The 24,367-nt window shown below is 65.2% G+C and carries 23 protein-coding genes and 1 pseudogene; 10 read left to right on the top strand and 14 right to left on the bottom strand.

From position 1 onward, the window contains the following. Positions 1-155: 155 nt before the first annotated feature. Positions 156-3,620: a carbamoyl-phosphate synthase large subunit gene (gene carB / locus ACVWW1_RS23565; RefSeq protein WP_456657605.1), complete on the bottom strand. Its 3,465-nt coding sequence runs from the start codon at positions 3,618-3,620 to the stop codon at positions 156-158. Positions 3,621-4,124: 504 nt separating this feature from the next. Further along, the gene (locus tag ACVWW1_RS23560) at positions 4,125-4,814 is read right to left on the bottom strand and encodes a class I SAM-dependent methyltransferase (protein WP_456657604.1); all 690 of its coding nucleotides are present in this window, start codon (positions 4,812-4,814) and stop codon (positions 4,125-4,127) included. 86 nt (positions 4,815-4,900) lie between these two features. Here ACVWW1_RS23560 and ACVWW1_RS23555 point away from each other — a divergent pair, with 86 nt between their 5' ends. Further along, positions 4,901-5,479 carry a Dps family protein gene (locus ACVWW1_RS23555; RefSeq protein ID WP_456657603.1) on the top strand — a complete coding sequence of 193 codons (579 nt, stop codon included), beginning with the start codon at positions 4,901-4,903 and terminating at the stop codon, positions 5,477-5,479. Positions 5,480-5,651: 172 nt separating this feature from the next. Here the strand turns inward: ACVWW1_RS23555 and ACVWW1_RS23550 are convergent, their stop codons facing one another. The 4 genes from ACVWW1_RS23550 to carA form a co-directional block, all read right to left on the bottom strand. Next, positions 5,652-6,173 carry a hypothetical protein gene (locus tag ACVWW1_RS23550; protein ID WP_456657602.1) on the bottom strand — a complete coding sequence of 174 codons (522 nt, stop codon included), beginning with the start codon at positions 6,171-6,173 and terminating at the stop codon, positions 5,652-5,654. Positions 6,174-6,235: 62 nt separating this feature from the next. Beyond that, complete coding sequence (locus ACVWW1_RS23545; protein WP_456657601.1) at positions 6,236-7,336, bottom strand: mandelate racemase/muconate lactonizing enzyme family protein; 1,101 nt, start codon at positions 7,334-7,336, stop codon at positions 6,236-6,238. 128 nt (positions 7,337-7,464) lie between these two features. Then, positions 7,465-7,962: a PaaI family thioesterase gene (locus ACVWW1_RS23540; protein ID WP_456657600.1), complete on the bottom strand. Its 498-nt coding sequence runs from the start codon at positions 7,960-7,962 to the stop codon at positions 7,465-7,467. 185 nt (positions 7,963-8,147) lie between these two features. Further along, positions 8,148-9,341, bottom strand: a complete 1,194-nt coding sequence (gene carA / locus ACVWW1_RS23535; RefSeq protein WP_456657599.1) for a glutamine-hydrolyzing carbamoyl-phosphate synthase small subunit — start codon at positions 9,339-9,341, stop codon at positions 8,148-8,150. Between the two features lie 162 nt (positions 9,342-9,503). On the opposite strand from carA, the gene ACVWW1_RS23530 reads away from it, so the two are divergent. The 6 genes and pseudogenes from ACVWW1_RS23530 to ACVWW1_RS23505 all read left to right on the top strand — a co-directional run bounded on the left by ACVWW1_RS23530 (position 9,504) and on the right by ACVWW1_RS23505 (position 15,332). Next, positions 9,504-10,205, top strand: coding sequence for an alpha/beta fold hydrolase (locus ACVWW1_RS23530; RefSeq protein ID WP_207832646.1), 702 nt, complete (start codon positions 9,504-9,506; stop codon positions 10,203-10,205). A 58-nt stretch (positions 10,206-10,263) separates the two neighbouring features. Next, positions 10,264-10,719 (top strand): GatB/YqeY domain-containing protein, encoded by a 456-nt coding sequence (locus ACVWW1_RS23525; RefSeq protein ID WP_456657598.1) that lies wholly within the window; start codon positions 10,264-10,266, stop codon positions 10,717-10,719. A 15-nt stretch (positions 10,720-10,734) separates the two neighbouring features. Then, a complete protein-coding gene (locus ACVWW1_RS23520) occupies positions 10,735-11,202 on the top strand; it encodes a hypothetical protein (RefSeq protein WP_456657597.1) in 468 nt (155 codons plus the stop codon). A gap of 49 nt (positions 11,203-11,251) precedes the next feature. Next, complete coding sequence (locus ACVWW1_RS23515) at positions 11,252-12,775, top strand: FAD-dependent oxidoreductase (protein WP_456657596.1); 1,524 nt, start codon at positions 11,252-11,254, stop codon at positions 12,773-12,775. Positions 12,776-12,831: 56 nt separating this feature from the next. After that, positions 12,832-14,444 (top strand): annotated as a pseudogene (locus tag ACVWW1_RS23510) (acyl-CoA synthetase). An 84-nt stretch (positions 14,445-14,528) separates the two neighbouring features. Beyond that, entirely contained in the window at positions 14,529-15,332 is an 804-nt protein-coding gene (locus ACVWW1_RS23505) for a DUF2189 domain-containing protein (RefSeq protein ID WP_456657595.1), read from the top strand. 3 nt (positions 15,333-15,335) lie between these two features. Here the strand turns inward: ACVWW1_RS23505 and ACVWW1_RS23500 are convergent, their stop codons facing one another. The 4 genes from ACVWW1_RS23500 to ACVWW1_RS23485 are packed head-to-tail and all read right to left on the bottom strand — an operon-like array spanning position 15,336 to position 17,115. After that, positions 15,336-15,851 (bottom strand): SRPBCC family protein, encoded by a 516-nt coding sequence (locus ACVWW1_RS23500; RefSeq protein WP_456657594.1) that lies wholly within the window; start codon positions 15,849-15,851, stop codon positions 15,336-15,338. A 32-nt stretch (positions 15,852-15,883) separates the two neighbouring features. Beyond that, complete coding sequence (locus ACVWW1_RS23495) at positions 15,884-16,351, bottom strand: SRPBCC family protein (RefSeq protein WP_456657593.1); 468 nt, start codon at positions 16,349-16,351, stop codon at positions 15,884-15,886. Next, complete coding sequence (locus ACVWW1_RS23490; RefSeq protein ID WP_456657592.1) at positions 16,344-16,808, bottom strand: SRPBCC family protein; 465 nt, start codon at positions 16,806-16,808, stop codon at positions 16,344-16,346. Before ACVWW1_RS23490 ends, ACVWW1_RS23495 begins: the two co-directional genes overlap by 8 nt. Next, positions 16,801-17,115 carry an ArsR/SmtB family transcription factor gene (locus ACVWW1_RS23485; RefSeq protein WP_028333124.1) on the bottom strand — a complete coding sequence of 105 codons (315 nt, stop codon included), beginning with the start codon at positions 17,113-17,115 and terminating at the stop codon, positions 16,801-16,803. Before ACVWW1_RS23485 ends, ACVWW1_RS23490 begins: the two co-directional genes overlap by 8 nt. A gap of 120 nt (positions 17,116-17,235) precedes the next feature. Between ACVWW1_RS23485 and ACVWW1_RS23480 the strand changes: the two genes are divergently transcribed. The 3 genes from ACVWW1_RS23480 (at position 17,236) to ACVWW1_RS23470 (ending at position 20,036) form a co-directional block, all read left to right on the top strand. Then, positions 17,236-18,675, top strand: a complete 1,440-nt coding sequence (locus ACVWW1_RS23480) for an LVIVD repeat-containing protein (RefSeq protein ID WP_456657591.1) — start codon at positions 17,236-17,238, stop codon at positions 18,673-18,675. A 7-nt stretch (positions 18,676-18,682) separates the two neighbouring features. Then, positions 18,683-19,216 (top strand): hypothetical protein, encoded by a 534-nt coding sequence (locus ACVWW1_RS23475; RefSeq protein WP_456657590.1) that lies wholly within the window; start codon positions 18,683-18,685, stop codon positions 19,214-19,216. A 202-nt stretch (positions 19,217-19,418) separates the two neighbouring features. Further along, positions 19,419-20,036, top strand: a complete 618-nt coding sequence (locus ACVWW1_RS23470; protein ID WP_092126760.1) for a LysE family translocator — start codon at positions 19,419-19,421, stop codon at positions 20,034-20,036. 27 nt (positions 20,037-20,063) lie between these two features. Here ACVWW1_RS23470 and ACVWW1_RS23465 read toward each other — a convergent pair whose 3' ends face one another. Genes ACVWW1_RS23465 through ACVWW1_RS23450 form a run of 4 tightly spaced genes read right to left on the bottom strand, consistent with a single transcriptional unit; the run spans position 20,064 to position 24,337 of the window. Continuing rightward, entirely contained in the window at positions 20,064-20,540 is a 477-nt protein-coding gene (locus ACVWW1_RS23465) for an FAD binding domain-containing protein (protein WP_456657589.1), read from the bottom strand. Continuing rightward, the gene (locus ACVWW1_RS23460) at positions 20,515-20,988 is read right to left on the bottom strand and encodes an FAD binding domain-containing protein (protein ID WP_456657588.1); all 474 of its coding nucleotides are present in this window, start codon (positions 20,986-20,988) and stop codon (positions 20,515-20,517) included. Before ACVWW1_RS23460 ends, ACVWW1_RS23465 begins: the two co-directional genes overlap by 26 nt. Next, a complete protein-coding gene (locus ACVWW1_RS23455) occupies positions 20,985-23,666 on the bottom strand; it encodes a molybdopterin-dependent oxidoreductase (RefSeq protein WP_456657587.1) in 2,682 nt (893 codons plus the stop codon). Before ACVWW1_RS23455 ends, ACVWW1_RS23460 begins: the two co-directional genes overlap by 4 nt. Beyond that, positions 23,663-24,337, bottom strand: coding sequence for a TetR/AcrR family transcriptional regulator (locus tag ACVWW1_RS23450; RefSeq protein WP_207832622.1), 675 nt, complete (start codon positions 24,335-24,337; stop codon positions 23,663-23,665). Before ACVWW1_RS23450 ends, ACVWW1_RS23455 begins: the two co-directional genes overlap by 4 nt. Between the last annotated feature and the right edge of the window lie 30 nt (positions 24,338-24,367).

The following is a 24,367-nucleotide window of genomic DNA, read 5'->3' as shown; positions in this document are numbered from 1 at the left end:
ATATCCAGTTCAGCTAACGCAGGAATCAGGACGCGAATGCGCCCGGAAGCCCAGTGATTTTCGGCCCCGCTAAGGGCCGTGACAACATCCAATCGCGCGGTGAGTTCCAGCCATTCGGCTAATTGACCGCTTCGGGCCTTAAGCCCGGGCAGCGGTCAGCTTTCGGAAAAGTAACTCTGAAGCGTGCGGACCTCAAGGTCCCCGTCCCGATAGGCCCGGATCCCCCGCGCGGCCGCCACCGCGCCTGAAAGAGTGGTGTAATATGGCACTTTATGCAAGAGGGCAGCCCGCCGCAGCGAACGGCTGTCCGCCAGGGCCTGCGGACCTTCGGTGGTATTGAAGACCAGCTGGACGTCGCCGTTGGTGATGGCGTCGACGATGTGCGGACGGCCTTCGAGCACCTTGTTCACCTTTTCCGTCGGCACGCCGTGATCGCTGAGATAGCGTTGCGTGCCCGAGGTTGCCATCACCTTGAAGCCGAGCGAGTGCAACAGCCGCACCGCATCCGCGATACGCATCTTGTCGTCGCCACGCACCGAGACGAACACCGTGCCCTGCCGCGGCACGCGCGTGCCGCCGCCGAGCTGGCTCTTCGCGAATGCCACCTCGAACGAGCGGTCGATGCCCATTACTTCGCCGGTCGAACGCATCTCCGGTCCGAGCACGGTGTCGACGCCGGGGAAACGCGCGAACGGGAACACCGATTCCTTCACGCCAACATGGCCGAGCTTCTTCTTCTTCAGCTTGAAGTCGGCGAGCTTTTCACCGGCCATGATCCGCGCCGCGATCTTGGCGACCGGCATGCCGATCACCTTGGCGACGAACGGCACGGTGCGGGACGCGCGCGGGTTGACCTCGAGCACGTAAATCTCGCCGTCCTTGATGGCGTATTGCACGTTCATCAGGCCGACCACGTCGAGGCCGAGCGCGAGCTCGCGGGTCTGCCGCTCCAGCTCCTCGATGGTCTTCGCGTCGAGCGAATGCGGCGGCAGCGAGCAGGCGGAGTCGCCGGAATGGATGCCGGCTTCCTCGATATGCTCCATGATGCCGACGATGAAGGTGTCCTTGCCGTCGCAGAGGCAGTCGACGTCGACTTCGGTCGCATCGGACAGATAGCGGTCGAACAGCAGCGGGTTCTTGCCGAGCACGGTGTTGATCTGCCCGGTCTTGTCGTTCGGGTAGCGTGCTTTGACATCGGCGGGCACCAGCTCGGGCAGGGTGCCGAGCAGGTAATCGTTGAGCTGGGTCTCCTCGCGGATGATCTGCATCGCGCGGCCGCCCAGCACGTAGGACGGACGCACCACCAGCGGCAAATCGAGATCGGCGGCCACCAGCCGCGCCTGCTCGACCGAATAGGCGATGCCGTTCTTCGGCTGCTTGAGGCGGAGCTTGTCGAGCACTCGCTTGAAGCGGTCGCGGTCCTCGGCGAGGTCGATCGCATCCGGCGAGGTGCCGAGGATCGGCACTTCGGCGGCTTCGAGGGCGCGGGCAAGCTTCAGCGGGGTCTGTCCGCCGAACTGCACGATCACGCCGTGCAGTGTGCCGTTCTTGCGTTCGGTCGCGATGATCTCCAGCACGTCTTCGGCGGTGAGCGGTTCGAAATACAGCCGGTTCGCGGTGTCGTAGTCGGTCGACACCGTTTCCGGATTGCAGTTGACCATGATGGTCTCGTAGCCGGCATCCTCGAGCGCGAAGCAGGCGTGGCAGCAGCAATAGTCGAACTCGATACCCTGGCCGATGCGATTCGGCCCGCCGCCGAGAATGATCACCTTCTTGCGGTCCGATGGCGCGCTCTCGTCGGCCAGTTCGCCCGCGAACGGCCGCTCATAGGTCGAATACATGTAGGCGGTGGGCGAAGCGAACTCGGCCGCGCAGGTGTCGATGCGCTTGAACACCGGGCGCACCCCGAGCGCGTGGCGCTTGGCAGTGACGTCGGCTTCGGTGGTTTCCGTGAGCACGGCGAGCCGCGCATCGGAGAAGCCCATCGCCTTCAGCGTCCGCATTGCGAACGCGTTCGGCGGCAGGCCGTTGCGGCGGACCTTGTCCTCCATCTCGACGATGGCGCGCATCTCCGCCAGGAACCAGGGGTCGATCTTGCAGGAGTTGAAGATCTCCTCGTCGGTCCAGCCGAGCCGCATCGCTTGCGCGACCTGCAGGATGCGGTTCGGCGTCGGGGTGCCGAGCGCGGCGCGGATCGCGTTCTTGTCGTCGCCGCGGCCGAGCCCGTCGATCTCGATTTCGTCGAGGCCGGTCAGGCCGGTCTCGAGCCCGCGCAGGGCCTTCTGTAGGCTCTCCTGGAAGGTGCGGCCGATCGCCATCACCTCGCCGACCGACTTCATCGACGTGGTCAGCGTCGAGGATGCGCCGGGGAATTTCTCGAACGCAAAGCGCGGAATTTTCGTGACGACGTAATCGATCGTCGGCTCGAACGAGGCGGGGGTGGCGCCGCCGGTGATGTCGTTGGCTATCTCGTCGAGCGTGTAGCCGACCGCGAGCTTGGCCGCGACCTTTGCGATCGGGAAGCCGGTGGCTTTCGACGCCAGCGCCGACGAGCGCGACACGCGCGGATTCATCTCGATCACGACCATGCGGCCGTCGACGGGGTTGATACCGAACTGGACGTTGGAGCCGCCGGTCTCGACCCCGATCTCGCGCAGCACCGCCAGCGAGGCGTCGCGCATGACCTGGTATTCCTTGTCGGTCAGCGTCAGCGCCGGCGCGATGGTGATGGAATCGCCGGTATGCACGCCCATCGGATCGAGGTTCTCGATCGAGCAGATGATGATGCAATTGTCCTTTTTATCGCGCACCACCTCCATCTCGTACTCTTTCCAGCCGAGCACGCTTTCCTCGATCAGCACCTCGTTGGTCGGCGAGGCGTCGAGCCCGCGCTCGATGATGTCGAGGAACTCTTCCTTGTTGTAGGCAATGCCGCCGCCGGTGCCGCCCATCGTGAAGGAGGGCCGGATGATCGCGGGCAAGCCGATCTCCGACAGCGCCATGAGCGCCTCGCCGAACGCGTGCTCCTGATAGCGTTTGCGGCGTTCGTTCTCGCCAAGCGTCCACTGCCGCTCGAGTTCTTCCAGCGCCTCGCCGGACAGCTTCTCCCGCTCGGCAAGATATTTGTCGCGGTAGGACTTCTTCAGCGCGGAGGCGTTGGCGAGCCGCGATTTTGGCGTCTCCAGCCCGATCTTGGTCATGGCCTCGCGGAACAGCTGGCGGTCCTCGGCCTTGTCGATGGCGTCAGCGGTGGCGCCGATCATCTCGACGTCGAACTTGTCGAGGGTGCCCTGCCGGCGCAACGAGAGTGCGCAGTTCAGCGCGGTCTGGCCGCCCATGGTCGGCAACAGCGCAAAGCCGCCCCGGATGACGTTGCGCTCTTTCTCGATGATCTTGCCGACGATCTCGGGGGTGATCGGTTCGATATAGGTCGCGTCCGCCAGTTCCGGATCGGTCATGATGGTGGCCGGATTGGAATTGACGAGGACGACGCGGTAACCCTCTTCCTTCAGAGCCTTCACCGCCTGCGTGCCGGAATAGTCGAATTCGCAGGCTTGGCCGATCACGATGGGACCGGCGCCGATGATCAGGATGGTGGAGATGTCGGTTCTTTTGGGCATCAGCTCTCGCGGACTGGAATTTGGGCACAAAAAAAGGGCGCGCGTCCCGCGCGTCCCTCGAGCCATGCGCTACATCTTGTAGCGCCGGAAGCGCGATCCCTCGCGCGCGGGTGGTCTTTAGACCAGTTTCCGCACCTGCGAAACCCCCAAAAACGCCCAATCAACTGCGATTCTGGGGGAAATCCCTCATTCGAGGGGGGGGGGCGATTGGGGCGCGGGGGTGACTGCTGAGGCCCGGCTGCGCTCGCTGCCCAGTCCGTCTACGCGTTCGCTACGCTCAAGCTACGCCGGACACGCTCTGCACCGCCGGTCCTGCGTGGCTGCGCCACGCGAGCCCGTCAGGGCGAAGCGTGGAGGCCCGGCCTGGAGTTGAACCAGGATAAACAGTGTTGCACCACTGCCGCGTCGACGCTTCCGCCACCGGGCCGAGTGGATCATTGCTGATTATTTCAGCGGTCGCTACGTTTACTTTTGGTTAACCTTAATATTTTCCGCAACCTCTGATCAGTGGCGCGCCACGAACGTCATCCGCCACGGATTGTGCCCGATGTTGCGCGGCGCGCGCGTGGCGTCAAAGCCCGCGGCGACGAGCTTCGCGATCATCTCGTCCTCGCGGTAGCGCTGCAGTCCGATCCTGGTGCGCAGCTGCCGGTAATCGGACAGTGCGGTCGAGGCGAGCCCGATCAAGGCATCGCGCAGGAAGCCATGGGTCGCCGCAAAGCGCAGCAGCGCGATGACGTCCCTGGCCATGCCGACTTCCGGCCGCAGGATATCGCCGAGCACGAAACGGCCCGAGGGTTTCAGCAGGCGGTGGATCACGTCGAACGCGGAGTCGAGCTCCTGCGGCGTCATGTATTGCGCCACCGAGTTCATCACCACGAGGTCGATCGAATCCGCCGCCATGTTCTTCAGCTCATCGAGCGAGCGGACGCGAATCCGGGTGTCGTATGCGAAGCGCGCGACCAGGCGGCCGCGCACGCCGGGCGCCGGCTCCGCCAGATAGAGCTGAGCGCAGGCATTGGCGACCTTCGCCGCCGACAGGGCCTCACCGCAGGCATAGTCCAGCACCACGGCGTCGGGCGAGGTGATGTAGCCGATGATGTCGTTTGCGATGACCTGGAAATGCAGGTCGCGGTGCAGTCGGCTGGCATAGATCGTATGCGTGGAATCGTAATAGTCGATCCATTCATCCATCGCGCTTGGTATCCGGCAGAACGGGTTCCTGACTTCCAGGAACAGGTGGGCTGATGATGCGTTAGCGGTCCGGCGGCCAATGTTCAATGCGCCGAAATACGGGGTTCCTAACAGGAAGGTCCAACGTGAGCAAAGCCAAGAGTGACGCTAAGACTGACAAGATCTCGCCCGATCTCGACACGCCGAACGATCTCCCGCAGGCTGCGGTGGATACGATCTCGGCATCGCTCAACACGCTTCTGGCGGACGCCTTCGCGCTCTACCTGAAGACCAAGAATTTTCACTGGCACGTCAGCGGCCGGCATTTCCATGATTACCATTTGTTGCTGGACGAGCAGTCGGACGCGATCTTCGCGACCACCGACCAACTCGCCGAGCGGGTGCGTAAGCTCGGCGGCGCGACGCTGAGGTCGATCAGCGACATCGCCAAGCATCAGACCATCAAGGACAATGACGAGGACTTTGTCCCGCCGCGCGAAATGCTGCGCGAGTTGATGCAAGACAACAAGCACATGGCGGCGGCGATGCGCAAGGCGCACAAGCTCGCCGACGACCACGAGGATTCCGGCACCGCCGGCCTGCTCGAAACCTTCATCGACGAGACCGAGCGCCGCACCTGGTTCCTGTTCGAGGCAAGCCGCCAGGAAGGCAGCAACGCGGCCTGAGTTTCACCCTCTCCCCTTGTGGGAGAGGGTGGCGCAATCGAGCGGAGCGAGATGAAGCCGGGTGAGGGGTTCTATCCGCGGAGACAGACCCCTCATCCGGCTCGCATCCGTCGATGCGAGCCACCTTCTCCCACAAGGGGAGAAGGGAAGCGGCACCGGTGCAGGCCAATTCCTATCGCTTCCACAGCCGCATCAGCGGCCCATCCTTGCCCATCACGGGATCGGTGGCGGGGATCGCCACCAGCGGGATAGTCTTCAGCGCCTTGAGGTGGTTCTCCGGCGTCGGCCGTTGCAGGTCCATCGGCGGGCCCGGCGGATAGGCGCCGACCACGCTGAAATCGCCGCTTGCCGACAGGCATTGATGCCCGGTGCCGGCCGGCAGGATCGCGACGTCGCCGGCGGCGATCTCCAGCCCACGCCCGCGTTCGCCGCCGAACTGCACGCGTGCGCTGCCGCGCGCGACGCCCAGCACCTCGTGCACGGTGGCGTGATAATGCGCGAAGTCGTAGACGCCGTTGCGCCACATCGCGCCCCAGCCGTTGTCGCCGAACAGCTGCTCGATCGTGGCCTCGGGATTTTTGCCGACGTTGATCGCGCCTTTGTAGACCAGGAACGGCATCGGATTGTTTGGCACCAGGCCGTCATCCTGAAAGACGAAGGTCTGGGGTTCGGCATCCTTACTCACCACCGGCATGGCGGCTCTCCAGCGTTGCGAGGGGTGGTGATATCAAACCGTCGGTCCGGAAACCGTTCCCGCTAGATCTTGAACTTCAGCACCTCATCCTTGAATTTGAGCCCATGCCCCGGCCGCTCCGGCACGGTGATCATGCCATTGGCAATCTCCGGCGGATCGATCCAGAGGTCGTCGATCAGGGCCATGTTCTCGCACCAGATGCCGTTCGGGATCGAAGCCAAGAGGTGCACATTGAGCTCGGGAAACAGATGCGGCGCGATGGTGATGCCGAACGTGTCCGCAAGCGCCGCGATCTTGCGCAGGTCGGTCATGCCGCCGCGCATCGGGTCGGGCTGCAGGATCGGCAGGCAGGGATTGAGAAAGAACGGCCGCAGATCGTAGCGCGTGAAATGCGTCTCGCCGCCGACGACGCGCATGTCGAGCGCTGCCGCGATGCGCTGATAGCCGGCGAAATCATCGGCAGGCACCGGCTCCTCGAGCCAGTAGATATCGTACTTCTCGAACTTGCGCCCCATCTCGATGGCGACATCGGCGCTCCAGCCCATGTTGACATCGATCATGATGTCGATGTCGGGCCCGAGCGCCTCGCGCATGCGGCGCACGTTGTCGAGATCCTGCGCGGGCGTGTGAACGTGCGCGACCTGCATCTTGATCGCCTTGTAGCCCTGCTTGACGAAATGCAGCGCCTTCTCGATCATCCCGTCGCCGCCGGCGCCACGGAAGCAGCCGGAACCATAGATCGGGATCTCCGAGCGATAGTGCCCCCACAGCCGGTGCAGCGGCAGGCCGGCGCGTTTTCCCACCGCATCCCACAGCGCGATGTCGAGCGCCGACATCGCCATCGCGGCGATGCCGCCGCGGCCATAGGTCATCGTCGCGGTCCACAGATCGCGCCAGATCGCCTCGATCGCGGTGGCATCCTTGCCGATGACGCGCGGGATGATGCACTCGTCCAGACAGGCCGCGATCGACTGCATCGCCGGGCGGAACACGAACAGATAGCCCATGCCGGTGATGCCGCCGGATGTCTCGACGTCGCAGATCAGGATATCGCGCGTCGCGCCCAGCGCTGCGCCCTTCAGCCAGCGGTCGTCGGCCCAGGGCAGCCGCAGCATCGTCACGCGGATGTCGCGGATGGTCATGTCTGGATTGGCTGAGGTCATCGGGCTTTTCCCTTCCTTCCGGGCCGGATCATGTAGCCTGATCTCGGACAGGGAAACTCAATCACAGAGCGCAGCCGCCAATCCAGCGCGCTTCGTCATGCCTCCAATGCGTCAGGACGCGATTGCCTTCAGGTGTTTTTGGGTAGCTCGAACACCATGCAGGTCGTCGTCGCATGCGCGATCAGCTTGCCGTTCCCATCGGTGATGCGGCCTTCGGCGGTCGCAGCGCGACGGCCGGCGTTGAGCACCCGGCCCTCGGTGCGGATCTTGCCGGTGTCCCGGCTCATGCCGCGGACAAAGGAGATCTTGAACTCCAGCGTGGTGTAGCCCGAACCTTTTGGCAGTGTGGTCTGCACCGCGAGCGCGATCGCGGAATCGAGCAGGATCGCGACATAGCCGCCATGCACCGAGCCGATCGGGTTGTAGTGGCGCAGGCCGGGGATGCTATGGATCACCACATGACCCGGCTCGGCGGTGCAGTCGAACGGCTCGACGTTTTCCATGATCGGCGGCTCCGGCAAGGTGCGGGCGAAGATGCCGCGCACGAAGTCGAGCCCCGGCATCGACGCCATCACCTCGATCGAGGAGACGCCATATGCGGGCTTTGGGGTGGCGCTGTCGGTCATGTCGGCATGTCCCGTGTTTCTATTGTGGTCGTCATAGAGAACACCTCATCTTGCCACTGCGGTCGGAAACATAGAACGCCGTCATGGCCGGGCTTGTCCCGGCCATCCACGTCTTGGGCGCCAAAAACGTGGATGCCCGGGACAAGCCCGGGCATGACGATCTTGGACATGGCCTGCAGAGTATCTTACGCTGCGCTCTTCTTCTTCCGCATCAGATCGGCGAAACGCTGGAACAGATAGTGCGAGTCGCGCGGGCCGGGCGAGGCCTCGGGGTGGTACTGCACCGAGAACACCGGCTTGCCCTCGAGCGCGATGCCGCAATTGGAGCCGTCGAACAGCGAGATATGGGTCTGGGTCGCACCAGCGGGCAGCGTCGCCTGGTCCACCGCGAAGCCGTGGTTCATCGAGGTGATCTCGACCTTGCCGGTGGTCTCGTCCTTGACCGGATGGTTGGCGCCGTGATGGCCCTGATGCATCTTCATGGTCTTGGCGCCGACGGCGAGGCCGAGCATCTGATGGCCGAGGCAGATGCCGAAGGTCGGCGTCCCCGAAGCGATCACCTTCTGGATGACCGGCACGGCATATTTGCCGGTCGCGGCGGGATCGCCGGGGCCGTTCGACAGGAACACGCCGTCCGGCTTCATCGCCAGGATGTCCTCGGCCGCCGTCGTCGCCGGCACCACCGTCACCTTGGCGCCGACACCGGCGAGCAGGCGCAGGATATTGCGCTTGATGCCGTAGTCGATCGCGACCACGTTGAACTCCGGCGCGGTCTGCTGGCCAAAACCCTTGCCCCACTCCCAGGGGGTCTCATCCCAGGTGAAGCGCTGGCCGGAGGTGACCATCGGCACCAGGTCCATGCCCTCGAGGCCCGGCCATTCGCGGGCCTCTTCCTTCAGGCCGTGCAGGTCGAACTCGCCGCTCCTGGCGTGCGCGATCACGGCGTTGGGCATGCCCTTGGAGCGGATCAGCGCGGTCAGCGCGCGGGTATCGATGCCGGACAGGCCGATGATGCCGCGCGCCTTCAACCACTGGTCGAGGTGGCGGGTGGCACGGTAATTCGAGGGATCGGTGATCGCCGAGCGCAGGATCACGCCGCGCGCGCCTGGCGTCGCGGCCATGTTCACCGTCTCGATGTCTTCCTCGTTGGTACCGACGTTGCCGATATGCGGGAAGGTGAAGGTGATGATCTGGCCGGCATAGGACGGATCGGTGAGGATCTCCTCATAGCCGGTCATCGCGGTGTTGAAGCAGACCTCGCCGACGGCGTGGCCTTCCGCGCCGAGACCGAAGCCTTCCAGCACGGTACCATCGGCGAGCACAAGGAGCGCGGTCGGTTTGTGGTCCGGCCAGGCGGGAGCGTTTTCGGGGGTTGTCATGAGCCCTTTAAATAGTCGCCGCACCCTGCGGCGTCAAAGCGAAAGGGCACGGATTCACACGGCAATACCGGCCGATTTGACAGGCCGTAGCCGCCTTTTAATCTAAAGTTCCTTGAAGCGGCCGTTTACTTGCCGAAAATGACCCGGTCCGGAGCTCCCCGCATGGACAATACGATGCCGATCCTGCTCGTCCCGGGCCTCATCTGCTCACCGCGGATCTTTGCCCCGGTCATCCCGGCGCTGTGGCGGTGCGGGCCGGTCACGGTCGCCAACCATGTCAGGGACGACAATATGGGGGCGATCGCCCGCCGGATCCTGGCCGAGGCGCCGCCGCGCTTTGCCCTCGCCGGACATTCGATGGGCGGCTACATCGCCTTCGAGATCATGCGCCAGGCCCCCGAGCGGGTGGCGAAACTGGCGCTGATGAGCACCCAGGCGAGGGCTGACACCCCGGAAGCAACCGCGCGCCGCCGCGGCATGATCGAGCGTGCCAAAAACGGTCAGTACCGGAGCGTGGTCGACGAGCTGTTTCCGGGCTTCGTGCATCCGTCGCGGCAGGGCGATGCAAGCCTGCGCCGGATCGTCGACGACATGAGCGAGGACGTCGGCGCCGAGGCCTTCATCCGCCAGCAGAACGCCGTGCTCAGCCGGCCGGATTCGCGGCCGAGCATGGCCTGGATCAAGTGCCCGACCCTGGTGCTGACGTCGGATACCGACAACACCGTGCCGAACGCACTGTCGGACGAGATGGCCAACGGCATCCCCGGGGCCAAGCTCGTGGTGCTCGCCAATTGCGGTCACCTGCCCCAACTGGAGCAGCCGCAGGCCTGCGCCGATGCGCTGGTTGAATGGCTCAGGAACTAGGTTGTCCAGTCGTCCCAAACTGCCTACATGAAGGCATTACCGGCTTAAGGACATCAGGATGCTGCGCGACGACATCAATACGGCGGTCAAGGAAGCGATGAAGGCGAAGGACGAGCGCAAGCTCTCCACGCTGCGCATGGTCAATTCGACCATCAAGAACGCCGACATCGACGCGCGCGGGCAGGGCAAGCCGCCACTGTCCGATGCCGACCTTCTGAGCGTCCTGCAGAAGATGATCAAGCAGCGCCAGGAATCGGTCGAGCTCTACGACAAGGGCGGCCGTGCCGAGCTCGCCGCCCAGGAGCGCGAGGAGATTGCCGTGATCTCGGCGTACCTGCCGAAGCAGATGTCCGACGACGACGTGAAGGGCGCGATCGCGGCTGTTATCGCCGAGACCAATGCGGCAGGGATCAAGGACATGGGCAAGGTGATCGGCGCCCTGAAGGCGAAATACGCCGGCCAGATGGATTTCGGCAAGGCCAGCGGCCTGGTGAAGGCGGCGCTCGCGGGATAGCGGCGGAGGCTTCCGATGTTTCGTGTCGCTGCGGACAGTCTGGAAGCCTACCTCGCCTTCGATCCCGGCCGGACCGCGGATCTCGAACAATTGCATGCAGTGATGCGAAAGGCCGCGCCTTGGCTCAAGCGGCACTTTCATGCGGGCACGCCGGCCGGTGAGGCCGGCATGCGCATGAACATGATCGGCTATGGTCAGTTTCGCTACGCGATCAAGTCCGGCAAGACGGCTGTCTGGCCCGTGATCGGGGTGGCGCTGCAGAAGAACTACATCAGCGTCTATGTCGCGGTGACCCGTGGCGGCAAGCCGCTGGTGTCCTGCTATGCCGGCAAGCTCGGCGAATTGCGCGCGGGCGGCAACAATTTCAGCTTCGAGGCGTTTGTTGATCTGAAGGCGCCTGCCGTTGCGGCGCTGTTCGCCGAGGCCGCCGAGATCTTCAAGGCGGATCAGGAGAACCCGGTCCGCTACATGCAGGGAAGCTGATGAGGGCGGTGCCCTCGGGGTGACGTGCTGGAAAAAATGGAGATAGGCCATGGCCGATCAGCAAGCTCCTTCCGGTCCGGATCTGACACAAGGCGTGGCACTCTCCGACTTCCCGGGCACGATGTTGCTCGGCCATGTCGGCGACGAGGACGTGCTGCTGGTGCGTTCGGAGGCGGATATCTTCGCCATCGACGCGCATTGCAGCCATTACCACGGCCCGCTCGCCGAGGGCCTGGTGGGGGGCGAGACCGTGCATTGCCCCTGGCATCATGCGTGTTTCGACGTTCGCACCGGTGAAGCGGTCGCAGCGCCCGCCTTCAACGCGCTTGCCGTCTGGAAGGTCGAGCGAGACGGCGATCGCATCGTCGTGCGCGAGAAGCGCGAGCAGCCGAAGCCCCGCGTCAAGGGCCCGGTCGATGCACACCCCGGCAGGATCGTGATCGTCGGCGGAGGCGCGGCAGGGTTTGCCGCCGCCGAGATGCTGCGACGGCAGGATTATCGCGGCAGCATCGTCATGCTCAGCGGCGAGGCCGCGCCGCCGGTGGACCGGCCGAACCTGTCGAAGGATTTCCTCGCCGGCAGCGCGCCGGAAGACTGGCTGCCGCTGAAGCCGGACGATTTCTATGCCGACGCGGCGGTCGATCTCAGGCTCAGGACCGAGGTCAAGTCGATCGACACCGGCCGCCGCAACGTCATGCTCGCCGGCGGCGAGGCGCTCAGCTATGACCGGCTGCTGCTGGCGACCGGCGCGGAGACGCTACGGCTGCCGATCCCGGGCGCGGATCAGCCCCACGTTCACGTGCTGCGCACTCTCGACGATTGCCGCGCGATCATCGCCTCGGCCAGCGGAGCCCGCCGCGCGGTTGTGATCGGCGCGAGCTTCATCGGGCTCGAGGTTGCGGCCTCGCTGCGCGCGCGGGAGATCGAGGTTCACGTGGTCGGGCTGGAACAGCGGCCGCTGGAGCGCGTGCTCGGGCCTGAGATGGGCGATTTCGTCCGCGCGCTGCACGAGGAGCATGGCGTCGTCTTTCACCTTGGCGACACCGTGACCGCGATCGAGGGCAAGCGCGCACAGCTGAAGAGCGGGCTCGTGCTCGATGCCGATCTCGTCGTGGTCGGTGTCGGCGTGAAGCCGCGGCTGGCGCTGGCGGAAGGAGCTGGGCTCGCAATCGATCGCGGCGTGAAAGTGGACGCCCATCTCGAGACCAGCGTTCCCGGCATCTACGCGGCCGGCGATATCGCGCGCTGGCCCGATCCGCACAGCGGCGAGAATATCCGTGTCGAGCACTGGGTGGTGGCCGAGCGCCAGGGCCAGACCGCCGCGCGGAATATGCTCGGGCAGCGCGAGGTGTTCGATGCGGTGCCGTTCTTCTGGAGCCAGCATTACGACGTCCCGATCAACTATGTCGGCCACGCCGAGCAGTGGGACGAGATCGCGGTGGACGGCAGCATCGCCGCCAGGGATTGCGTGCTCCGCTACAAGCACCGCGGGCGCGTGCTCGCGGTCGCGTCGATCTATCGCGACCGCGAAAGCCTTGAGGCCGAGATCGCAATGCAGCGGGCGGCAGCCTGACCCCTTTCCCTCAAGGAGGGGTTTGTGGTCCGACCGCAATCGTCTACTCTGTAGCCATGCTTCAGGAAGCCAAAACCTACGACGAGCTCTACAGCAACTTCCGCTGGGACGTTCCCGCGCGCTTCAACATGGCGACGGCCTGCTGCGACCGCCATGCCGACGGCTCGGGCCGGCTTGCGCTGGTCTATGTCGACGAGGATGGCGGCACCACGCGCACCTCGTTCGACGAGGTCGCAGACGCCTCGCGCCGCTTCGCCAACGTGCTGACCGCCGACGGCCTGGTGCGCGGCGACCGTGTCGCGGTGTTCCTGTCGCAATCGCTTGAGCTGCCGGTCGCGCATCTCGCGGCGTTCCGTGGCGCCATGATCTCGATCCCGCTGTTTGCGCTGTTCGGCGCGGACGCGCTCGAATTCCGCCTGTCGAACTCCGCGGCGAAAGCCGTCATCACCGATGAGGCCGGCTGGGAGAAGATCGCCAAGATCCGCGATCGCCTGCCCGAGCTGAAGAGCGTCTACATCGTCGGCGATAAGACGCCGGCCGGTACGAAGTCATTCTGGAACGCGATCAAGTCGGCATCACTGGAATTCGCGACCGTCGACACGTCGGCCGACGATCCTGCATTGATCATCTACACCTCGGGCACCACCGGCAATCCGAAGGGCGCGCTGCATGCGCACCGCGTCGTGCTCGGCCATCTGCCCAATGTCGAGATGTGCCACAACTTCCTGCCGCGACCCGGCGACCTGATGTGGACGCCGGCCGACTGGGCCTGGATCGGCGGGCTGATCAACGGCCTGTTCGCGTTCTGGTACCACGGCATCCCGATGGTCGGTCACCGCGCGCGCAAGTTCGAGCCGCAGGCGGCGATGCAGATGATGGCCGACCTTGGCATCCGCAACGTGTTCCTGCCGCCGACCGCGCTGAAGCTGATGCGGCAGGCCAATGTGAAAAATTCCGGCGTCAAGCTGCGCAGCATCTTCACCGGCGGCGAGTCGCTCGGCGGTGAGCTTCTGGGCTGGGTGCGCGAGACCTTCGGCATCGATGCCCATGAGGTGTTCGGGCAGACCGAATGCAACCTCGTGATCGGCAGCAACTCCAATCTGTTTCCGATCCGTCCGGGCTCGATGGGCCGCGCCACGCCGGGCTTCGACGTCCGCATCGTCAACGACAACGGCGAGGAATTGCCGCGGGGCCAGCGCGGCATCATCGGCGTACGCCAGCCGTGCCCCTGCACCATGATCGAGTATTGGCGCAATCCGGAAGCGACGCGCAAGAAATACGCCGGCGAATTCCTGCTGACCGGCGATCTCGGCGTCCAGGATGACGACGGCTATTTCTGGTACGTCAGCCGCGCGAGGACGACGTCATCACCACGGCCGGCTATCGCGTCGGCCCGTCCGAGATCGAGCACACGCTGATGAAGCATCCGGCGGTCGCGATGTCGGCGGTGGTCGGCATCCCCGATCCGATCCGCACCGAATCGATCAAGGCCTGGATCGTGCTGCGGCCGGGCTATGCGCCGAGTGACGCGCTGGCGCGCGAGATCCAGGAGTTCGTCAAGGTGCAGCTCGCCGCCCACGAATATCCGCGCTTCGTGCAGTTCGCCGACAGCCTGCCGATGACGGCGACGGGCAAGGTGCTGCGGCGGGAACTGCGGGCGCTGGGGTAGGCCGCGACACAATATTGATCAGCGTCAATGCAGCACTCGCCATCGCCTGCATCGATGCCCGCTCAATCATTCGCGGCAAGGCTGATGTCGATATCTGGCAAGCTCGATCCGGTGGTGCGCAAGATCCGCGTGGCTGATATCGCGGAGGCGCTGGGGCAGGGGCTGCGCGATTTCCAGGCCGTGCCGCTCTACGGACTGATGTTCGGTGCGATCTACACGCTCGGCGGCAATGCGATCCTGCTGTGCCTGACCGCGCTCGGCATGGTCTATCTGGCCTATCCGCTCGCGGCGGGGTTTGCGCTGATCGGCCCGTTCGTTGCGATCGGTCTTTACGAGATCAGCAGGCGCCGCGAAGCGGGCGAGCCGATTTCGCTCGGCGTGATCTGGTCGAAGCTGCGCTCGCGTGGTGAAATCGGCTGGATGGCGTTCGTCACGCTGTTTGTGTTCGTGATCTGGATGTATCAGGTGAGGCTGCTGCTCGCGCTGCTGCTCGGGCTCAACGTTTCCTTTTCCAGCTTCCGCGAATTCCTGACGGTGGTGCTGACCACCAATGAGGGCCTCTTGTTCCTTGCCATCGGCAATGCCGACGGGGCGGCGCTGTCGCTGATTCTGTTCTCGCTGACCGTGATATCGTTCCCGCTGCTGCTGGATCGGGAGGTCGACTTCGTCACCGCCATGATCACGAGCGTGCGTGCCGTCGTGACGAGCCCGCTGCCCATGATTGGGTGGGCGGCGGTGATCGTCGTGCTATTGATTGTCTCGGCGATCCCGTATTTCCTGGGCCTGCTCGTGACGATTCCGGTGCTGGGCCACACGACCTGGCATCTCTACCGTCGCGTCGTGGTCCCGGTCGGTTCCTTTGCCGATCCGATGCTGCGCAGGGAGTGATCTTCACGACGGCATCGGGATTCCCAGTTCCTTCAGCGCGGCCATCATGCGCTGCGGCGGCTGCATCGGGATCACCATGGCTTTGCCGGTCTCCACGAGGCTCTTCAGGCTGGAGAGGATCGCCGGCCAGCCGGTGCGGCCGCCGGCCAGGATGTCGTCGCTGATCGGGCGGTCATGCGATTGCAGCAAGGTCAGCTTCACGCCGTCGCCGGCTGGCTCGATCTCGTAGGTCACGAGCGTCGGCCCGAGCTTTTCGACGAGCTGCGGCCAGTTGACGTTGAAGCTGACGGTCAGCCGCTTCAGCGGATCGCACTCGATCACCTCGCCGGAGATGTGCAGCGCGCCGTCGGGCGTGCGCACGATGTAGGCGCCGCCAACGCGAAGGTCGACCTCGACCGCGTTGCCGGAGAAATATTGCCGGCTCAACTCGGCCTGGGTCAATGCCTGCCATACCTTCTCGGGTGTGGCTGCAATGTAGATCGCATAGACGATCGCCGGCTTGAATTTCTCGATGTTCATGTCTGTACGCACCCGTCGATAGATTTTCATCGTCATTCGAAGCCGTCGATCCCGAGCGCGGCAGGCGGGATTGTGACCGCCTTGCCGGTCTCGAGCAGGCTCTTGAGCGCGGACAGGATCGCCGGCCAGCCCTTGGAAATGCCGTCGAGCAGCTTGCTGCCGGCGCCGAAGCCCTCATGGGTCACGGTCAGCTTCACGATCTTGCCATGGGGCTCGAGCGTGAAGACCACTTTGGTCGCCGGCTCCTTGCGCATGTCTTCGTCGAGCACGTGCTTGAAGGTGTAGGCGAGGCGCCGCGGCCGGTCGGCCTCGAGGATCTCGCCGGTATCGGTGGTCTTGCCGCCCATCACCAGCGCGAGCGGCGAGCCGACCTTCCAGTCCGATTTCAGCTCGGTGTCGAACCAGTACTGCCGCGTGAAGCTACTGCTGGTCAGCGCGTCCCACAATCTGTCCGGCGTGGTTTCGATATAGGTCACGTAGACGAATTCGGGCTTAGGCATTGCAGCTCTCCTTTGCGCCGCTCGTCAGCAGCTCGGCCGGCAGTTCGCGTCCGGTCTCCAGGAAGCTCTTCAGGCTTGCAATGACCATCGGCCAGCCGCCGGAGATGTCGCGCAGCGTCTTCGGACCGAGATTGTCGTGCGTCACGGTCAGCTTGACGACCCCGCCGTGCGGTTCGATGTCGAAGGTCACGCGCGAGACCTGTTCGCGCGCGGCGCCTTCCTTCACCACGTCCCAGCTGTAGGCGAGCCTGTTCGGCGGATCGGCGATCAGCACCTCGCCTTGCACGCTGCGGCTGCCGTCCTTGATCAAACAATAGGGCGAGCCGACCTTCCAGTCCGAGCTGACGCGATAGCCGAACCAGAAGCGTTCGGTGAAGTCGCTCGATGTCAGCGCATGCCACAGCTTCTCGGCCGTGGTCTCGATATAGGTGACGTAGACGTAGTCCGGCTTACTCATCACGCTTCTCCAATTGTCTTTTCAATTCGCTGAGCGCGGCGAGCTTCCCGCGCTCGAACTTCCTGATCCACCGCTCGCCGATCTGATGGATCGGAACAGGGTTGAGGTAATGCAGCTTCTCGCGGCCATGCCTGATCGTGGTGACGAGGTTGGCCTCCTCGAGAATCACAAGGTGCTTGGTGACGGCCTGACGCGTCATGTCGAGACCATCGCAGAGCTCGCCGAGCGTCTGCCCGTTCTGATCGTGAAGCCGGTCAAGCAGCGTCCGCCGTGAGGCATCCGCGAGGGCTTTGAAGACTTCATCCATGGGTCGGATAATAGGCAACCAAATGGTTGCATGTCAAGAGCGTGTGTTTGGGCGCTGGTATCGCCGTGCTAGCGTCCCGCGCAGCCAACGCAGATTGGCGTGGAACTCGGGGTGATCCGCATGGGCGGTCGCGTTACGGCAGTTTGCTGCACGTTTCTTCTTGTCCTGCTCGCAAATGTTGCGAGCGCCCAGCAGAAGATCGGCGACTCGCCCGAAGCCTCCAACATGCGGCTGGTTGGAACCAACGACTTGCAGGCACGCAGCGCCTATCAGCCGACCATCCATCACCAGGGCGACAGATGGATCGCCTATATCGGCCATCACGGCGGCACCGACGACATTCCCGATCCAATCAATCCGATGACCGGCAAGGCCGAGCCGAACGGCACCTCGATCGTCGACGTCACCGATCCCGCGCATCCGAAATATCTGCGGCACATTCCCGGACAGGAAGGCAAATACGAATCCGGCGGTGCGCAGATGGTGCGGATCTGCGACGGCAAGGATCTGCCGAAGGGCGATCGCAACGCGGTCTACATGCTGCGCACCTTCGGCAGCGAGGCGCATGAGATCTGGAACGTGGCCGATCCCGCCAATCCCGTGCTCGTCACCCGGATCGGCGGGCTGAAGGACACGCACAAGAACTTCTGGGAATGCGAGAGCGGCATCGCCTTCCTGGTGTCGGGCGCGCCGGACTGGCGCACCCGGCGCATGACGCAAATCTATGATCTCTCCGATCCGGCGCAGCCAAAGAAGATCAGGGATTTCGGACTGCCGGGGCAAGAGCCGGGCGCGACCGGTGCGGTGCCGACCGAACTGCACGGGCCGATCTCGACCGGGCCGAAGAGCAACCGCGTCTATTTCGGCTACGGCACCGACAAGGGCGGCTTCCTGCAGATCGTTGATCGCGAGAAGCTATTGAACGGGCCGAAGGAGCCGACGCCGGACAATCTGAAATTCCCCGAGATCGCGCGGATGCCGCTGTCGGCGATGAACGGCGCGCACACGGTATTCCCGATGCCGGACATACCGATCGCGGAATTCGCCAATGACAAGGACGGCAAGAGCCGCGATATCGTGATGATCGTCGACGAGGCGATCCAGAACGAATGCGGCGAGGCGCGGCAGATGGTGTGGTTCGCCGACGTCACCACCGAGGCGCGGCCGATGCTGATCTCGAGCTATACGGTGCCCGAGGCCTCCGGCGCGTTCTGCGAGCGCGGCGGCCGGTTCGGCTCGCATTCGTCGAACGAGAGCATGGCGCCGATCTATTACAAGAAGCTCGCCTTCATCGCCTTCTTCAACGCCGGCGTCCGCGCGCTCGATATCCGCGATCCCTATCACCCCAGGGAAGTCGGGTACTTCATTCCCGCCATCACAGCGGCGACCGACAAGCGCTGTGTCACGATCGACGGCAAGGACCGCTGCAAAGTCGCAATCCAGACCAACAATGTTGAGACCGACGAGCGCGGCTACATCTACGCGGTCGACCGCGCCAACACCGGCCTGCACATTCTGGAACTGACCGGCGCGGCGCGGGCCGTCGCCGGTCTGCCGTGAGCCGGCGATGACGCGCTCATGGCCGGTCATCGTGGCGATGTTCCTGGCGCTCGGCGGCCTGTCGGCCGTAGCCGGCTACGAGATGGCGCCGCCGCGCCCCGCGCAATGGCGCGAGATCGCCTGGCCGTTTCCGCGTGACGGCTGGCCGGCCGGCCGCGCCTTCCACTGCGGCACGGCCGAGTGCGGCACCGACGTCGAGGTCTATCTCCGGCCGAAGCTTGGTTTCTGCAATTGCGACAGCGGCGTCGCCGATGACGACGAGGTCGATCGCGTTTCCGATGTCGACATGATCAGTCCGCGATTTGTGCCGCTGAAGGCCGGTGATGTCGTCGATGTCACCGGCATGCCGGGGCGGATCAGGGCCTATGATCTCGACGGAAGCCGCACTGCGATCGGCATCGCAGTGTCGCACCGCTGCGATCTCATGACGGTGGCGGCGCAGGGCAGGGGCGACGCCGGGCGGGTGCAGCGCGCGACGTTGAAATTTCTGGAGTCGCGAGAGATCGGAGCGTGGATGACGGCCGCGATGGAAGGTCGTTGAGAAGCTGATCTCGTGCGTCCGAAAATGCTGTCGTCACCCGCGAAAGCGGGTGACCCAGTATTCCAGAGGCGCCGATGCATTGCGGATAAGCCGCGGCGTACTGGATACCCCGCTTTCGCGGAGTATGACAGAAATGAGCAAGAACCGGTTTCCTCTGTCAGTTTCTACGTGCATAATTCGAACTCAACTCAGAGAATTCCCCATGTCCCTGCAAGCCTATTTCGCCTTCGTCGCCGCCTGCATCGCGCTGGCGCTGTTGCCCGGTCCGATCGTTACGATGGTGATCGCCAACGGGCTGCGCTACGGCACGCGCGCCGCGCTCACCAATGTGCTGGGCGCGCAGGTCGGGCTCGCGATCGTGATCGGCATCGTAGCGGTCGGGCTGACCTCGCTGATGGCGACGATGGGCTACTGGTTCGACTGGGTGCGCTTTGCCGGCGCCGCCTATCTGGTCTGGCTCGGCATCAAGCTGATCCGCTCGCCGGTCGAGGGCGTCGGCACCGACGACCGGCCACCACCGCCGCGCGGCGGCTTCTTCCTGCAGGGCTTTCTGGTGCTGCTCTCGAACCCGAAGGTGCTGGTGTTCTTCGGCGCCTTCATTCCGCAGTTCATGGACATGGACAAGCCGCACATTCCGCAGGTGGCGCTGCTCGGCGTCACCTTCATGGCGACCGCCGTGCTGACCGACGCCGCCTACGCGCTGGCGGCCGGCCGCGCCCGAAAGTTCTTCTCCAAGGAGCGGACCCGGCTGATGTCGCGCATCTCCGGCGGCTTCATGATCGGCGGCGGCATCTGGCTGGCGCTCACCCGCGCGCGGTAATCAGGCACGCCCGAAACCGCTGCAGCGCTACACGGCGATCCGCTCGACCACGTCGCGGACGAGGCCCGTCAGCAGGTCGAGCTTGTATCCGGTCATCGTCAGCGGCTTGGCCCCCGATGTTGCCAGCTCGGCGGCCTGTGCGATGGTCGACGCGTTGGCCGGCTTCCCCTGCAGCGCCGCAGCGCTTGCCACAAGACGCAGCGGGACCGGGGCGATGCCGCCGGCGGTGATGTGGACTTGCTGGAACGTGCCGCCGGATAACACGGCCCGCACGCAGACCTCGACCAGCGGCCATTCCGCATACGAGCGGCTGATGGCGCGCTTGTAGAGTGCGCGCTCGCCGGCCAGCGGGGCAGGGAGCTCGATCCGTTCGATCCGTTCGCCCGATGCGAGCAGATTGTCGGCGGTGCCGTTGCTGCCGTCGCCGAGCAGGTCGGTGATCGACAGCCCGTTGCGTCGGTCCGTGATGACCTTCGCATCATAGGCCAGCAGTGCCATCGCCATGGTCGACGGATGCGGCGCCACGCAGGGGCCGAGATCGAACGCGACGTGATAGAGATGATTTCCTGCTCGCGCCGGACAGTCGGAGCCCGCCCTTCTTGAGACAGGCGATCTGCGGATTGCGGAAGTACCAGCAGCGCGAACGCTGGGCGAGGTTTCCGCCGAGCGTCGCCATGTGCCGGATCTGCGGCGTGGCGAGGCCCTGCGCGGCCGCGACGATGCCGGGATAGGCCTGCGCGAGCCGCGCGTCGGATGCGATCGCAGCGATTGCGGTGAGGGCGCCGATGCGCGCAGCGCCGTCCGCACCCCACGCGATCCCGATCGTATCGGGACTGGCGGTGAGATCGATGATCGATCCGCATGACAGGCCGCTGCGGCGGCGCTCCGACAGATCGGTGCCGGCGGCGCGGAATTCGGGTGCGGTGATGACGTCTGCGGTTGCGGCACTCATGCGGCATCCCTCCCTTTCAGCGCGGCGACGATGCGGTCGGGCCGGATCGGAATCTCGGTGAGGCGGACGCCGATCGCGTCGTGGATCGCGTTGGCGACGGCGGCCGAGGTCGGCACCGTCGACGCCTCGCCGATACCGACGCTGTTGCCGAGCACATGGTCGAAGCCGGCTTCGTCGAAATGGACATCGATCTCCGGCGTGTCGGCGATACCAGGGATGCGATAATCCTCCATTCCCGCGGTCAGGACGTCGCCGCTGGTCGGATCAAGCTCGCGCGCTTCGTAGAGCGCGTAGCCGAGGCCCTGGATCACCGCGCCGCAGGCCTGGCTGCGCGCCAGCGCCGGCGCTGCGATCTTGCCGACCGCGATGCCGGTGTGCACGTTGAGCACGCGGACATGGCCGAGCCAGGTGTCGACCTCCACCTCGATCACCTGCACCGAGCTCGGCACGCCGGCGCCGACCGCGATGTTCGAGAAGCGGCGCATCATCCAGCCGAACACCATGCCCATCAGGCCGACTTCGCGCAGCGGCGAGCGGATGCCGGGCGCGGTGTTCTTGCCGTCCTCGCCGCGCGCCTCCGTCACGGCGATGTCGGGCGAGCGCGCGATCAGCTCGCGCCAGGGCGCGTTCGAGCCGGGCACGGGCTTTCTTGTCGCCTGCTCGAGGATCGCGGCCTTCAGCTTCCGCACCGCCTGCAGCGTCGGCGGCATCACCGAGGCGGTGACGCGGCTGCCGCCGGAGCCCGGCCCCTCTGGCAGCGACGAATCGCCGATCCGCACGTCGATGTCAGCCGGTTCGAGATCGAACTCGCGGGCGATCGTGTCGGCGAGCACGCTGCGGGTGCCCGTGCCGATATCCTGCGTCGCAGTGCTGGCGACGATGCGGCCGGCCTTGACCGCGACCTCGACCTTCACATTGGGCTGCCAGAGATAGAGCCAGTAGCCGGTCGCCACGCCGATGCCGCGGCGATAGCGTCCATTCTGCGCCCGTTTCCGGTTGCGCCAGATCTCGAGCCCGGATGCCCAGTCGTAGAGCCGCTGGCGGTTGGGATCGGGATCCCAGCGCTTGCGCAGGGCGATCGGGTCGACGTTGAGCCGCAGCGCGGCCTCGTCGATCGACTGCTCGACCGCGAATGCCATCGGCGGACCGCCGGGGCCGCGGAAGGCCGCGCCGGGCGGCAGATTGCTGATGACGTCGAAATCCGAAAGATCCTTCGCCTCGGCCGGATAGATCAGCCGTGCCAGGCCCGCGATAGTCGAGTTGGTCGCAGCGCCCGTATCGGCGTGCGCGGTGACCGAGAGCGCCTTCAGGCCGCCCTGCTCGGACGGGAGCAGCGCGACCTTCAGCTCCGCGGCCGGACGATAGCCGGCGACGGACAGCTCCTCCTGCCGATCGTAGGCGACTCTCACTGGCGCTTTCGCCTCCCGCGCGAGCTCGATCGCGGCGATGGTCTCGATGCCCAGGCTCGCCTTCGATCCGAAGCCGCCGCCGACGTGATCGGCGATCACGCGGACCTTGTCGTGATCGAGCTTGTAGCGCTTTGCGATCTGCTCCTTCAGGTGAAACACCTGCTGGGTCGAGGCGTGCAAGGTCAGCCGGTCGCCGTCGAAGCGCGCTACCGCGGCATGCGGCTCGAGGCACGCGTGCTGTTGCGTGGCGGTGCGGAAGGTGGCCTCGACGAGCAGACGGTTGTTGGCCTGGCGCGCCTCGTCGACCCAGTTGCGGGCCTTCTTGGCGCGCTTCGAGAACACCGCAGTCGGTCCGCGGATGTTCTGCTTCCATGGCGCCGGCCCGCCGGCCGCCTCCGAAACGTTGCCTGCCCGCTTGCGGCTCGCTTTGTCGAACACCACAGGCGCGCCGTCCTTGCGCCCGGCGTCGAGCCCGACCACCGCGGGCAGCCGTTCGCTGGTCAGCTTGATCGCAGCCAGCGCGGCCAGCGCGGTCCTGCGGTCCTTTGCGGCGACCGCCGCAATCGGCTCGCCGACATAGCGCACGATACGATCGTCGCCGAGCAGCGACACCGCGGCGACACCGGCGAGCGCACGCGCCGGTGCCAGATCGAGCGCGGTGATGCGGGCATGCGCCTCGCGCGAGCGCAGGATCAGGCCTTCGAGCTGGCCGTCATGCTTGATGTCGACGGTGTACTTTGCCGCGCCCGTCACCTTGTCGCGCGCCTCGATCCGGGGCGCTGTGACATTGTCGCCGTCGAAGCGGCCGGCGCAGGCATCCGCCACCGCACGGAAGATCCCGTCATAGGCGCCGCAGCGGCAGAGATGGCCCGACAGCGCCGCGCCGATCTCCTCGCGTGACGGCACGACCGTTCCCCTGGTCGCGCGCCAGCGGTCGCAGAACGCGGTCGCCTCCACGATGAAGCCCGGCGTGCAGAAGCCGCATTGCAGGGCGTCATGCGCCATGAACGCCTTCTGCACCGGATGCAGCCCAGCGGCGCCGATGGCCTCCACCGTCGTCACCGCTTTGCCGGCCGCGGCGTGCGCCGGCATCAGGCAGCTTGCGACCGGCGCGCCGTCGACCAGCACCGTGCAGGCGCCGCAGACGCCGGCACCGCACACGAGCTTGGTGCCGGTGAGCTTGAGCTGGTCGCGCACGATGTCGATCAAGAGCGCATCGGGATCATCGGGCAGCGATTCAACGCGGCCATTGATGGTCGTCGTGTTCATGGACGTCCTCCTGTCTTGCGGCGTGCCGGCTTGTCCTTGATTGCCGCCTTCTTGACGGGCAGCTTCCCGGATTTCGGCGAGGATTTTGGCAAGGCGCCCGCGCAGAGCGTTCGTACCATCATGGCCATGTCTTTCAGGAACGCATCCGCCGGGTGCATCGCCGGATACTGCGACTTCGATGCGTACACTGACATTTCGACCAGCCGCGCGAATTCGGCGGGCGAGAGCTCCTGCGGCAGCGCAAGCTGCTGCTTCCGAACGATCTTCGAAATCGTCGCGACCATGCGCTCCGCATAGCGCGCGGCGTAGGTCTGATAGAGATCGCGCGCATGCACGAGGTGCTCGGAATACAATTCCTCGAGATGCGGCGAGCCGTCCAGCGACGCGATCATGGTCGACATCCGCGCGGTCATGCCCGCGGCAAGAATGTCGCCGAGATTGCCGCCCGCCGCCTCTGCCTCGGCAACCGCAATCTCCTCGGCCGCGATCGCGGACTCATGCATGCGCTCGATCACGGCGCGGAACAGCGCTTCCTTGGATTCGAAATGATGATAGAGCGCCTGCCGCGTCAGGCCGGCCGCCTCGGCGACCTGCTCGATCGAGGAGCGGCGAAAGCCGTGCCGGCGGAATACCAGCATGGTGGCATCGAGGATGCGGGTTTTCGGTCCCATTTGACGATTTTGACAAATATAGGAGAACTG

The organism is Bradyrhizobium sp. JR3.5 (assembly GCF_054057015.1).
This window is presented reverse-complemented; position numbering and strand designations above follow the sequence as displayed.

Bases quoted from the DNA above. Each gene is read 5' to 3' on its own strand.
- ACVWW1_RS23545 (WP_456657601.1), bottom strand. From the start codon at position 7,336: ATGACCTCAGCCAATCCAGACATGACCATCCGCGACATCCGCGTGACG.
- ACVWW1_RS23505 (WP_456657595.1), top strand. From the start codon at position 14,529: ATGTCGATATCTGGCAAGCTCGATCCGGTGGTGCGCAAGATCCGCGTG.
- ACVWW1_RS23550 (WP_456657602.1), bottom strand. From the start codon at position 6,173: ATGCCGGTGGTGAGTAAGGATGCCGAACCCCAGACCTTCGTCTTTCAG.
- ACVWW1_RS23465 (WP_456657589.1), bottom strand. From the start codon at position 20,540: ATGGCGATGGCACTGCTGGCCTATGATGCGAAGGTCATCACGGACCGA.
- ACVWW1_RS23525 (WP_456657598.1), top strand. From the start codon at position 10,264: ATGCTGCGCGACGACATCAATACGGCGGTCAAGGAAGCGATGAAGGCG.
- ACVWW1_RS23555 (WP_456657603.1), top strand. From the start codon at position 4,901: ATGCGCCGAAATACGGGGTTCCTAACAGGAAGGTCCAACGTGAGCAAA.
- ACVWW1_RS23450 (WP_207832622.1), bottom strand. From the start codon at position 24,337: ATGGGACCGAAAACCCGCATCCTCGATGCCACCATGCTGGTATTCCGC.
- ACVWW1_RS23455 (WP_456657587.1), bottom strand. From the start codon at position 23,666: ATGAACACGACGACCATCAATGGCCGCGTTGAATCGCTGCCCGATGAT.
- ACVWW1_RS23475 (WP_456657590.1), top strand. From the start codon at position 18,683: ATGACGCGCTCATGGCCGGTCATCGTGGCGATGTTCCTGGCGCTCGGC.
- ACVWW1_RS23460 (WP_456657588.1), bottom strand. From the start codon at position 20,988: ATGAGTGCCGCAACCGCAGACGTCATCACCGCACCCGAATTCCGCGCC.
- ACVWW1_RS23500 (WP_456657594.1), bottom strand. From the start codon at position 15,851: ATGAACATCGAGAAATTCAAGCCGGCGATCGTCTATGCGATCTACATT.
- carB (WP_456657605.1), bottom strand. From the start codon at position 3,620: ATGCCCAAAAGAACCGACATCTCCACCATCCTGATCATCGGCGCCGGT.
- ACVWW1_RS23470 (WP_092126760.1), top strand. From the start codon at position 19,419: ATGTCCCTGCAAGCCTATTTCGCCTTCGTCGCCGCCTGCATCGCGCTG.
- ACVWW1_RS23540 (WP_456657600.1), bottom strand. From the start codon at position 7,962: ATGACCGACAGCGCCACCCCAAAGCCCGCATATGGCGTCTCCTCGATC.
- ACVWW1_RS23520 (WP_456657597.1), top strand. From the start codon at position 10,735: ATGTTTCGTGTCGCTGCGGACAGTCTGGAAGCCTACCTCGCCTTCGAT.
- ACVWW1_RS23530 (WP_207832646.1), top strand. From the start codon at position 9,504: ATGGACAATACGATGCCGATCCTGCTCGTCCCGGGCCTCATCTGCTCA.
- carA (WP_456657599.1), bottom strand. From the start codon at position 9,341: ATGACAACCCCCGAAAACGCTCCCGCCTGGCCGGACCACAAACCGACC.
- ACVWW1_RS23495 (WP_456657593.1), bottom strand. From the start codon at position 16,351: ATGCCTAAGCCCGAATTCGTCTACGTGACCTATATCGAAACCACGCCG.
- ACVWW1_RS23485 (WP_028333124.1), bottom strand. From the start codon at position 17,115: ATGGATGAAGTCTTCAAAGCCCTCGCGGATGCCTCACGGCGGACGCTG.
- ACVWW1_RS23480 (WP_456657591.1), top strand. From the start codon at position 17,236: ATGGGCGGTCGCGTTACGGCAGTTTGCTGCACGTTTCTTCTTGTCCTG.
- ACVWW1_RS23515 (WP_456657596.1), top strand. From the start codon at position 11,252: ATGGCCGATCAGCAAGCTCCTTCCGGTCCGGATCTGACACAAGGCGTG.
- ACVWW1_RS23490 (WP_456657592.1), bottom strand. From the start codon at position 16,808: ATGAGTAAGCCGGACTACGTCTACGTCACCTATATCGAGACCACGGCC.
- ACVWW1_RS23560 (WP_456657604.1), bottom strand. From the start codon at position 4,814: ATGGATGAATGGATCGACTATTACGATTCCACGCATACGATCTATGCC.